Source organism: Methylobacterium sp. J-001 (assembly GCF_022829565.1).
Lineage (GTDB): Bacteria > Pseudomonadota > Alphaproteobacteria > Rhizobiales > Beijerinckiaceae > Methylobacterium.
The window spans coordinates 67,106-78,165 of record NZ_JAKSYN010000213.1 but is presented as its reverse complement, the minus strand read 5'-3'; the positions used below and the strand labels follow the sequence as shown (position 1 = coordinate 78,165).

Here is an 11,060-nt window from a genome sequence, read left to right as displayed (position 1 = left end):
TGCTCTTGGCCAGATCGATGCCGACGGTGGTGATCTCCATGGGGATGGCTCCTACATCTGCGTAGCTGCTGCTTCGACAGCAACCACATCTTGGCACCGAGATGCCGTCAGTCGGAGCGGGAGCCATCCACCCCATCTGCTTTCGTGGATGCACAATCAGGGCCGGAGGGGCAGATGGCTCCTCGGCAGCTCAGCCTCGCCGACCGCTTCGGCGATACCGACCGTTCAAGCCGCAACGTGCGCCGCGCTCACTCCAGCGGCGTGATCAACCCATCCCGGATCGTCACCCGGCGGTCCATGCGGGCGGCGAGATCGAGGTTATGGGTGGCGACCAAGGCCGCGAGGCCCGAGGCTCGCACCAGCGACATCAGCACCGAGAAGACGTGGCCGGCGGTGCCGGGATCGAGATTGCCGGTGGGCTCGTCGGCCAGCAGCAGCCGCGGACCGTTGGCCACCGCCCGGGCGATGGCGACGCGCTGCTGCTCGCCCCCCGATAGCTCGGCCGGGCGATGCGGCAGGCGGTCCTTGAGGCCAAGGAAGCTCAAGAGCTCGGTGGCCCGCGCCTTGGCCTCCGTCCGGCCGAGGCCGCGGATGAGCTGCGGCATCACCACGTTCTCGAGAGCCGAGAATTCCGGCAGCAGATGGTGGAACTGGTAGACGAAGCCCATCTCTTCACGGCGCAGGCGGGTGCGCTCGACATCCGGCATCGCGGCGGTGGGGCGCCCGCCGATATAGACCTCGCCGCCATCGGGCCGCTCCAGCAGACCGGCGAGGTGCAGGAGCGTCGACTTGCCGGCGCCCGAGGGTGCCACAAGCGCCACCAGCTCCCCGGGCCAGATCGCGAGATCGGCCCCGCGCAGGATATCCAGGGCTCCCTCGGCCTGCGGGTAGCGCCGCTCGACGCGGGCGAAGAACAGGGCCGGCACCGGCGGGGTGCCGGCGGGCTGGCTTGCATCGCTCATGGGGTGCGGACCGTCAGCCGTAGCGCAGGGCCTGCACCGGATCGAGCCGGGCGGCACGCCAGGAGGGATAGAGCGTCGCCGCCAGCGACAGCAGCAGCGACGTGATCACCACGGCGGTGATCTCCTTCGGATTCATCTGGGCCGGGATCTCGGCGAGGAACCGCACGGTCGGGTCCCAGGCGCCGGGAAACAGCACGTGCTGGATCGGCTTGATATTCAGGGTGATCAGGATTCCGAGCCCGAGGCCGCTCAGCGTGCCGACCAGGCCGATCAGCGCGCCGTTGATCAGGAACACGCGCATGATAGTGCCCGGAGTCGCCCCCATGGTGCGCAGGATCGCGATGTCGCTCGACTTGTCGCGCACCAAGAGGATCAGGCCCGAGACGATGTTGAGGGTCGCCACCACGACGATCAGGCTGAGGATCAGGAACATCACGTTGCGCTCGACCTCCAGCGCCCCGAAGAAGGTGCGGTTGCGCTGGCGCCAGTCGGTGAGCAGCACCGGACGCTCTGCCGCCATCTCCAGGGGCTCGCGCATCTCGCCGACCTGATCGGGCTTGTCGACGTAGATCTCGATCATGCTGACGTCGCTCTCCCGGTTGAAGAACGCCTGCGCCTCGGTGAGCGGCATGAACACGAAGGTCTGGTCGAACTCGGTCATGCCGACCTCGAACACCGCCTTCACCGCGTAGCTCTTGGTGCGGGGCGCGGTGCCGAAGGGCGTGGACGAGCCCTTAGGCGTCACCAGGGTGATGTTGTCCCCGGCTTGAAGCCCCAGGGAATCCGCGAGCCGCCGGCCGATCAGCACGCCGGTGCCGTCGTCGAACCCCTCCAAGGTGCCGCCCCGGATCGCGCTGGAGACGGCGGCGAGCGCGTCGAGATCGGCGGCGCGCACGCCACGAACGATCACGCCCGAGCCGCCGAATTGCGACGAGGCGAAGGCCTGGCCTTCGACGAGCGGCACTGCGGCGCGCACGCCCGCCACCTTCGACAGGCGCTCGGACAGGTCGACCCAGTCGTTGAACGGCCGGTCGATCGGCGTGGCGAACAGGTGGCCGTTGATGCCGACGATCTTGGAGAGCAGCTCCGCGCGAAACCCGTTCATCACCGAGAGCACGATGATCAGGGTGGCGACGCCGAGCGCGATGCCGAGCACGGAGAAGAAGGCGACCACCGAGACGCCGCCGCCCCGGCGGCGTGCCCGCAGGTAGCGGCCGGCGATGATCCACTCGAACGGCGCGAACGGGGCCGTCCCTTCGCGGAAGGAGGCCGCGAAGCTCCTCACCCGGTCGATCGCCGCTGCTCCCGTCATCGGACTAGCCCTAAGCACCATTCACCGCGCTGTCGCCACTCGCGCGGCGAAAATGATGCATGAACACGGATTGAAGCAGAATTGCCTCTCGCAATCCTAACGAGAACCGCGCCCGATCGCATCGATCGGACGCAGCGCCTGGCCTCGCTGGAAAGAGCCGCAGTCTAGACGCGGCGGATGCGCGCCAGCAGGTCGACGGTGGCGAGGCTCTCGCGCTCGCCCCCGGCGCGCCGCTTCAGCTCCACTTTACCTTCGGCCAAGCCCTTCGGCCCGACCACAACCTGCCAGGGCAGGCCGATCAGGTCGGCGGTGGCGAATTTCGCGCCCGGGCGCTCGTCACGGTCATCATAGAGAACGGAGAGGCCGGCGGCCTCGAGCTCCGCCTGGATCTGCGCGCAGGCGGCGTCGGTGCCGGCATCGCCGACCTTGAGGTTGATCAGCGCCACATCGAAGGGCGCGACCGAATCCGGCCAGATGATGCCGGCCTCGTCGTGGCTGGCCTCGATGATCGCGGCCACCAGCCGGCTCGGGCCGATGCCGTAGGAGCCCATATGGACCGGCCGCTCGATCCCGTCCGGTCCGGCGACCTTGGCGCCCATCGGCTCCGAATACTTGGTGCCGAAATAGAAGATGTGTCCGACCTCGATGCCGCGGGCGCTCAGGCGGCTCTCCTCCGGCACCTCCGCGAAGGCCTCCGGCTCGTGGATCTCGTCGGTGGCGGCGTAGTGCGAGGTCCAGGCGTCGACGATGCCCTGGAGCGCGGCCACGTCGTCGAAATCGACGGTTTCGGGCGGCGGCTCGAAATCGAGATAGGCGCGGTCGCAGAACACTTCGCTCTCGCCGGTCTTCGCTAGGATGATGAACTCATGGGACAGGTCGCCGCCGATCGGACCGGTATCGGCGCGCATCGGGATCGCCTTGAGGCCGAGCCCCGCGAAGGTGCGCAGATAGGCCACGAACATGCGGTTATAGGCGTGGCGCGCCCCGGCCTGGTCGAAGTCGAACGAATAGGCGTCCTTCATCAGGAACTCGCGCGAGCGCATCGTGCCGAAGCGCGGCCGCACCTCGTCGCGGAACTTCCACGAGATCTGGTAGAGGTTCTTGGGCAGGTCCTTGTAGGAGCGCACGCTGGCCCGGAAGATCTCCGTGACCATCTCCTCGGCGGTGGGGCCGTAGAGCATCTCGCGGTCGTGCCGGTCCTTCAGGCGCAGCATCTCCTTGCCATAGGCGTCGTAGCGCCCGGATTCCCTCCACAGCTCGGCCGATTGCACGGTCGGCATCAGGATCTCGATGGCACCGGAGCGATCCTGCTCCCGGCGGATCACCGCGCAGACCCGCTCCAGCACCCGCAGGCCGAGCGGCAGCCAGGCGTAGATCCCGGCCGATTCCTGGCGCACCAGGCCGGCGCGCAACATCAGGCGGTGGGAGACGATCTCGGCTTCCTTGGGCGTCTCGCGCAAGGTCGGCATGAAGTAGCGGGAGAGACGCATGTTTTGGAGGCTTGTCTTTGAGGTTTCGGCCAGGATCCAACCGTGAGGAACCGCGGCACGGGGGCACACAACACGCCGGAGACGCAAAATACAAGCGCTGTCGGATGACGGCGCGGCGTAATCGCGCGACAGCGCCCGCGCCGGTGCCGTGTGAGCCGCGCCGATCGGTCAGGCTGCTACAATCGGAAGCGATCTGCCCATTTGCCGGCAAGAAAGCGCAGATTTTTCTCGCAGACCCGGTGACAACACGAATTGTTGTTCCTATAAGCGGCTCGTGATGTTTGCGACGCCCGCAAGAGGCGGCGCAGGGTCCGAGTCTCGGGAGGAAAACCGACCGCCACGCAGGCAATGCGTAGGACAATCAAAGGTCGAGCCACTGCAGCTTAGAAAGCAAGGCCTCGGGCCTTGCTTTTTTTGTTGTTGGGTTTCCTTCTCTGCGGCGCTCCCGATCCTTCGGCAGGCCTTCCTAGGCCCTCGGCAGCCCCTCCCGTCAGCGCGTCCGACCACCAGCCCGCGGCAATCGGCGTGCTGTGAAGAGCGGTGAAAGCGCGGACAAGTCGATGGTTTGTCGACTATTCGACTTTTCCGGCTCAAGCCATTAACCGGTCAGGGCTTTTCGCGGCGCATGGTGGGGCATGGACCTTACCGGGTGAGCCCGCCATGCACTTCCAGATCCGCCAAGCCGGGAACCTCTGGTCCTGGGTCCTGCTCAACGAGGCCGCCGAGACGGTCGCCGAGTCGCACCGGACCTTTCCTTCGGCCGCACAGGCCTCCGCGGCGGCCCTCGCCTTCGCCCATCTGGTGTCCCGGGCGGGCAAGTCGCTGACGGTGCGCTCATCCTCCTCCGGGACGCTGCTGTAGGACCGATCCGTCTCCGGAAACGAACCCTGCCCTACAGCCCGGTCAGCGGGAACACCGCCAGCGCGATCAGGAAGGCGGCGCCGGCGACGAGTGTCGTCCAGATCGCCTTCTCGCGCAGGCGCGGCGACGCCGGAGCGCCCGGGTCCTGCCCGGGCACCACGTGGCTGGGCCGGGTTTCGGGCTGGTTGCGCAGGGGCAGGACGGCGAAGAGCAGCGTCCACCACACCACGAAGTAGAGGGCGATCGCCCCGCCGATCGTCAGCTTGAACTGGCTGACACCCACCGCCACGAAGGCGGCCACCAGCACGGCCACGACGAGCAGGGTCGCCGGGGTCGAGCGGGCCAGCGCGGTCATGATCCGGCTCACACCTGCTCCAGCTCGACCAGGGTGCCGAGAAAGTCCTTGGGGTGCAGGAACAGCACCGGCTTGCCGTGGGCGCCGATGCGCGGCTCGCCGGTGCCGAGCACCCGGGCGCCCTGCGCCTTGAGCCGGTCGCGGGCGGCCAGGATGTCGTCGACCTCGTAGCAGACGTGGTGGACGCCCCCGCCGGGATTGCGGGCGACGAACGCCTCGATCGGCGAGCCTTCGCCCAGCGGCGCCATCAGCTCGATCTTGCTGTTCGGCAACTCCACGAACACCACCGTGACCCCGTGCTCGGGCTGCGGCAGCGGCGGGGTGAGCGTCGCGCCCAGCGTGTCGCGATACACCGCGCAGGCGGCGTCGAGATCCTGCACGGCGATGGCCACGTGATTGAGCCGCCCGATCATGATGTTCCTCTCCCTGTCTGCGGACCCGCGCCGTCCCATTCGCGGGCCAGCTTCCGGGATGAATTGAGACCGGGACGGCGGCCCTTGCAGGCTGCCGTCCCGGTCCCCGCCCCTCTCCGCGGAGGGCGGCGTCAGGTTATCACACCTCGACCACCTGCACGTGGCAGGCGGGCTTCTTGCCCCAGACCTCGTTGACGGCGGTGCGCACGGCCCGGTCGACCGTCTTCTCGACGCCCTCCGAGTCCTTCAGCTTGCCGCGCGACAGCCCCGCCAGGGTGCGCGAGACGGCATCGACCACCGTCTCGATCAGCGGCTCGCCGGAGCGGCCGCGATTGGGCAGGCCGATGATGTCCACCGCCGGATCGCCCAGCACGACGCCGTCTTCGTCGATGGCGATCGCCACCGAGACGAGGCCGGCCTGCATGAGCTTGCGCCGCTCCGGGATCGCCCGGTCCTTCTCGTCGATCAGGACGTTGCCGTCCTTATACAGGCGGCCGGCCTTCACGTGGTCGATCACCTCGGGCTTGCCGGGGCTGAGGCGGACGAGGCTGCCGTTGCGGGCCTTGACCACGTTCTGCACGCCCTGGGCCCGGGCGAAGCGCGCATGCTCGTCGAGGTGCAGCGCCTCGCCGTGGACTGGGATCGCGGTGCCCGGCCGGGTCCACTTGTACATCTCGACCATCTCGTCCCGGCGAGGGTGGCCGGAGACGTGGACCAGCTCGGTCCGGTCGGTGATCACCTCGACGCCCTGCGTGACCAGATCGTTGATGATCGAGCCGACATCGCGCTCGTTGCCGGGGATCGCCCGGGAGGAGAAGATCACCCGGTCGCCGGCGGCCAGGCTGATATCCGGATGGTCCCGGCGGGAGACCCGGGCCAGAGCCGCCCGCGGCTCGCCCTGAGAACCGGTGAGCAGGGCCACGACCCGTTCGCGCGGCAGGTTCTTCCAGGAATCCGAGCGGCGGAACTCGGGCAGGCCGTCGAGATAGCCGCACTCGCGGGCGACATCGATTACCCGGTCCATGGCCCGGCCGACCGCCACGATCTCACGACCGCAGGCCACGGCCGCCTCGGCCACCGCGCGGATGCGGGCGACGTTCGACGCGAAGGTGGTGACCGCGACCCGGTGGGGCGAATCCGCGATCAGGGTCTTGAGGGTGGCGGCGACTTCCTTCTCGCTCGGGGAGAACCCCTCGCGCACGACGTTGGTCGAGTCGCAGACCAGCGCCAGGATGCCCTCGTCGCCGAGCGCCGTGAAGGCTTCCGGCGAGGTGACGTCGCCGGCCACCGGGGTCGGATCGATCTTCCAGTCGCCGGTATGAACCACGAGGCCCGCGGCCGTGCGGATCGCGATGGCGTTCGATTCGGGGATCGAGTGCGAGACCGGCACGTATTCCAGCTCGAACGGGCCGACGGTCACGCGCCGGCCCGGCTTCACCTCGCGCAGGTCGACCTTCGGGGCGCCGGGCTCGGAGAGGCGACGGGTCTCCAGCAGGTTCTTGGCGAAGCGGGTCGCGTAGACCGGCACCTTGAGGCGCGGCCACAGCTCCGAGATCGCCCCGATATGGTCCTCGTGCGCGTGGGTGATGAAGATCCCCAGCAGGTCCTTGCGCTTCTCCTCGATGAAGGAGAGGTCGGGGAACATCAGGTCGATCCCCGGCATCTGCTCCTCACCGGCGAAGCCCATGCCGCAATCGACCATGATCCACTTCCGGCCCTTCTCCGGACCGAACCCGTAGAGGGCCGCATTCATCCCGATCTCGCCCACGCCGCCGAGCGGCAGGAAGACCAGCTCCTCCTGTCCCATCACCATCTGTCGTCGTCCAACATCATGCCGCCGTCGCGGCCGTTCCGAAATGCACCTCGCCCGCCGTCACGGTATGCCGTTTTCCGTCGGGGGCGAGGATCACGAGCCGCCCCCCCTCGTCGATGGTCTCGAACATGCCCCGCAGGACATGCTCGCCGCTGCGCACCGCGATCTCCGACCCAAGACCGGCGGCCCGCGTGAGCCAATCCTCGCGCAGGTCAGCGAAATTCCGTCCCCGGTCCCAGGCGCGTGCCCGTACGGCCATCCGGTCCGAGAGATGCTCCAGTAGCGCTTCGGCGCCGCCGGCGTAACCCGTCGCGGCCAAGCTCGTCGCGCCGAGGCCATCCGGAGCCGCCGCGACGTTGACGCCGAAGCCGATCACCGTCGCCCGGCGGCCACCGGGCAGCGTCTCGGCCTCGAGGAGCAGACCGGCCAGCTTGCCGTCGCCGAGCAGCACGTCGTTGGGCCATTTCAGCTTCAGAGATCGGGCGCAACCCTCGGTTCGGGTATCCGGCAGGGTGCCGCAGGCCGCCTCCAGCGCCTCGATCAGGGCGAGGCCCGCCACGAAGCCGAGTTCAGCCAAGTGGTCGGGCGCCACCCCGGCCACCGGCCAGAGTACGCTCGCGGCGAGGTTGCCCGGCAGCGAAGCCCAGGCATTGCCGCGCCGGCCGCGGCCCGCCTCCTGCCGGTGGGTGACCACCCAGAGCGGGCCGGCCTCCCCGGCGCGCGCCTGGGCCATGGCCTCGGTGTTGGTCGAGCCGAGGCGGTCGTGAACGTGCAGGCGATGGCCCTGGGCGCGCGCCTCGGGCCCGAGACGGTAGCTCAAGGCGTTCTTTTCTGATCGGGCCGCATTCTCATCGGGAAAGCTGGAAGGCCGCCGGACCTAGAACAGCGACCGGGCCGCCCGGCCGGCGACGCCGACCAGCGGTCCGGGGAGCAGGAAGAACAGCACCACGACGACGCTCGACAGGGCGAGCACCACGCGCAGGCCGGGCGCCATCGCCTCGTAGGGCTCCTTGGGCTCGTCGAAATACATGATCTTGACCAGGCGCAGGTAGTAGTAGGCGCCGACCACGCTGGTCACCACACCGATCACCGCCAGGGTCACCAGGCCCGCCTTGATGGCCGCCGCGAAGACGTAGAACTTGGCGAAGAACCCGGCGAGCGGCGGGATGCCGGCCAGCGAGAACATCATCGCGGCGAGACAGAAGGCCACCCATGGATGGGTGCGGGACAGGCCCGACAGGTCCTCGATCGACTCGAACATCACGTTCCGGCGCCGGAGCGACAGGATGATCGCGAAGGTGCCGAGCGTCATCGCCAGATAGATGATCATGTAGGTGACCAGCCCGCTGATCCCCTCCTCGGACCCGCAGGCCAAGCCGATCAGCGCGTAGCCGATATTGGCGATCGACGAGTAGGCCATCAGGCGCTTGATCGAGCGCTGGCCGATAGCCGCGAACGAGCCCAGCGCCATCGAGACCACGGCGACGAAGATGAAGATCTGCTGCCAGATGGCGGTCACGTCCGGCATGGCGCCGATGAACACACGCACCGTCATGGCGACGGCGGCCATCTTGGGTGCGGTGGCGAAGAAGGCGGTCACCGGGGTCGGCGAGCCCTCGTAGACGTCCGGCGTCCACATGTGGAACGGCACCGCCGCCATCTTGAAGCAGACGCCCGCAGCCAGGAACACGATGCCCAGCACGATGCCGAGCCCGGCATTCTCGTTGAGCGCCGAGACGATGCCGGGGAACGAGACCGTGCCGGTGAAGCCGTAGACCAGGGAGGCCCCGTAGAGCAGCATCCCGGAGGAGAGCGCGCCGAGCACGAAGTACTTGAGGCCGGCCTCGGTCGACTTGGCATTGTCCCGGTGGAACGCCGCGATCACGTAGGCGGCGAGCGATTGCAGCTCGAGGCCCAGATAGAGGGCGATTAGGTCGTTGGCCGAGACCATCACCATCATGCCGATGGTGCAGAGCACGATCAGCACCGGGAACTCGAACCGGTCGATCTGCTCGCGCTTGAAGAAGTCGTGCGCCAGCAGGATCGTCGCCGCCGAGCCGAGCAGCACCAGAGACTTCATCACCTTCGCGAACGCGTCCGAGACGAACGCCCCCGACAGGGTGGTCACCCGGCCGGCGGTGGGCTGTGACAGCACGACGAACAGGGCGAACAGCAGCAGGACCAGGGCGCCGATGCTGACAGACTCGGCGGACCGGTCGCCCCGCCAGGCGCCGTACAGGATCATCAGCAGAACCCCGACGCTGAGGATCAGCTCGGGCAGGAGCGGGGCCAGCGAGGGCAGGACGGAGTGGACGGTGGGCATCTGTTCCGTCTCAGCGAGCGAGCGGCAGCGCGGCGGCTGCGGTCTGGGTGTTGGCCAGCGCGGCCTTCATGCCGGCCATCAGCGCGTCGGTGGAGGGCGCGAAGACGTCGAGCACCGGGGCCGGATGCACGCCGTAATAGATCGTCAGCACGACCAGCGGCGCGAGGATCAGCTTCTCCCGGGTGTCGAGGTCGAGGATGCCCTGGAGGTTGGGCTTCTCCAGCTTGCCGTAGATCACCCGGGCGTAGAGCCACAGGGCGTAGGCCGCTGAGAGGATGATGCCGAAGGTCGAGAAGAACGCGACATTCGGGTTCGCCTTGAAGGCGCCGAGCATCGATAGGAACTCGCCGACGAAGCCGGAGGTGCCGGGCAGGCCGACATTGGCCATGGTGAACACCATCATGGCCACCGCATAGAGCGGCATCCGCTTCACGAGCCCGCCATAGGCGGCGATCTCGCGGGTGTGCATCCGGTCGTAGACCACGCCGACGCACAGGAAAAGCGCCGACGCCACGATGCCGTGGGAGATCATCAGGAACAGGGCGCCCTGGATTCCCTGCTCGTTCAGGGTGAACAGCCCCAGCGTCACGAAGCCCATATGGGCCACCGACGAATAGGCGATCAGCTTCTTGATGTCGGTCTGCATCAGCGCGGTGAGCGAGGTGAAGATGATCGCGATCACCGAGAGGGCGAAGACCAGGGGGGCGAAATCCTGGCTCGCCACCGGCAGCATCGGCAGGGAGATCCGGATGAAGCCGTAGCCACCCATCTTCAGCAGGATGCCCGCCAGGATCACCGAGCCGGCGGTGGGCGCCTCGACGTGGGCGTCGGGCAGCCAGGTATGGACCGGCCACATCGGCATCTTCACCGCGAAGGAGGCGAAGAAGGCCAGCCACAGCCAGGTCTGCATCCCCACCGGGAAGCGGTATTGCAGCAGGGTCGGGATGTCGGTGGTGCCGGCCTGCCAATACATCGCCATCACGGCGAGCAGCATCAGCACCGAACCGAGCAGGGTGTAGAGGAAGAACTTGAAGCTCGCATAGACCCGACGCGCGCCGCCCCAGATCCCGATGATCAGGAACATCGGGATCAGGCCGGCCTCGAAGAACAGGTAGAACAGCAGCAGGTCGAGGGAGGCGAACACGCCGATCATCGTCGTCTCGAGGACGAGGAAGGCGACGAAATACTCCTTCACCCGGACGTGGATCGAGGTCCACGACGCCCCGATGCAGAACGGCATCAGGAAGGTGGTGAGCAGGATCAGCGGCATCGAGAAGCCGTCGACGCCCAGCTTGAACCGGATCGTCTCGGCGAGCCAGGGATGGCTCTCCACGAGCTGGAAGCTCGCCGACGCCGCGTCGTAGCGGCCCCAGGCCACCAGCGAGAGCACGAAGGTGACGACGGTGGTGGCGAGCGCGGCCCAGCGGCTGTTGCGCGCCACTGATTCCTCGTCGCCCTTGAGGGTGAGGATGAAGGCCGCGCCGCAGAGCGGGACGATCAGCAGGCCGGAGAGGATGCCGAGGCCGAGCAT

Annotated in this window: 10 protein-coding genes; 1 reads left to right on the top strand and 9 read right to left on the bottom strand. The window is 67.9% G+C overall.

The annotated features are described in order from the left end of the window. Positions 1–248: 248 nt before the first annotated feature. The 3 genes from MKK65_RS28345 to proS form a co-directional block, all read right to left on the bottom strand. Positions 249–962, bottom strand: coding sequence for an ABC transporter ATP-binding protein (locus MKK65_RS28345; RefSeq protein WP_243961497.1), 714 nt, complete (start codon positions 960–962; stop codon positions 249–251). A gap of 13 nt (positions 963–975) precedes the next feature. Further along, positions 976–2,274, bottom strand: coding sequence for a lipoprotein-releasing ABC transporter permease subunit (locus MKK65_RS28340; protein WP_243961495.1), 1,299 nt, complete (start codon positions 2,272–2,274; stop codon positions 976–978). 164 nt (positions 2,275–2,438) lie between these two features. Next, positions 2,439–3,764 (bottom strand): proline--tRNA ligase, encoded by a 1,326-nt coding sequence (gene proS, locus MKK65_RS28335; RefSeq protein WP_058192295.1) that lies wholly within the window; start codon positions 3,762–3,764, stop codon positions 2,439–2,441. Between the two features lie 660 nt (positions 3,765–4,424). Between proS and MKK65_RS28330 the strand changes: the two genes are divergently transcribed. After that, positions 4,425–4,625, top strand: coding sequence for a hypothetical protein (locus MKK65_RS28330; protein WP_243961493.1), 201 nt, complete (start codon positions 4,425–4,427; stop codon positions 4,623–4,625). 31 nt (positions 4,626–4,656) lie between these two features. Here MKK65_RS28330 and MKK65_RS28325 read toward each other — a convergent pair whose 3' ends face one another. The 6 genes from MKK65_RS28325 to MKK65_RS28300 all read right to left on the bottom strand — a co-directional run bounded on the left by MKK65_RS28325 (position 4,657) and on the right by MKK65_RS28300 (position 11,060). Continuing rightward, positions 4,657–4,980, bottom strand: coding sequence for a DUF1467 family protein (locus tag MKK65_RS28325; protein ID WP_058192303.1), 324 nt, complete (start codon positions 4,978–4,980; stop codon positions 4,657–4,659). A gap of 8 nt (positions 4,981–4,988) precedes the next feature. Beyond that, positions 4,989–5,393, bottom strand: a complete 405-nt coding sequence (mce, locus tag MKK65_RS28320) for a methylmalonyl-CoA epimerase (RefSeq protein ID WP_243961491.1) — start codon at positions 5,391–5,393, stop codon at positions 4,989–4,991. A gap of 139 nt (positions 5,394–5,532) precedes the next feature. Beyond that, entirely contained in the window at positions 5,533–7,206 is a 1,674-nt protein-coding gene (locus MKK65_RS28315; RefSeq protein WP_243961489.1) for a ribonuclease J, read from the bottom strand. Between the two features lie 16 nt (positions 7,207–7,222). After that, a complete protein-coding gene (locus MKK65_RS28310) occupies positions 7,223–8,026 on the bottom strand; it encodes a biotin--[acetyl-CoA-carboxylase] ligase (protein WP_243961488.1) in 804 nt (267 codons plus the stop codon). Between the two features lie 57 nt (positions 8,027–8,083). After that, positions 8,084–9,529, bottom strand: a complete 1,446-nt coding sequence (nuoN, locus tag MKK65_RS28305; protein WP_058192290.1) for an NADH-quinone oxidoreductase subunit NuoN — start codon at positions 9,527–9,529, stop codon at positions 8,084–8,086. Positions 9,530–9,539: 10 nt separating this feature from the next. After that, positions 9,540–11,060: an NADH-quinone oxidoreductase subunit M gene (locus MKK65_RS28300; RefSeq protein WP_058192289.1), complete on the bottom strand. Its 1,521-nt coding sequence runs from the start codon at positions 11,058–11,060 to the stop codon at positions 9,540–9,542.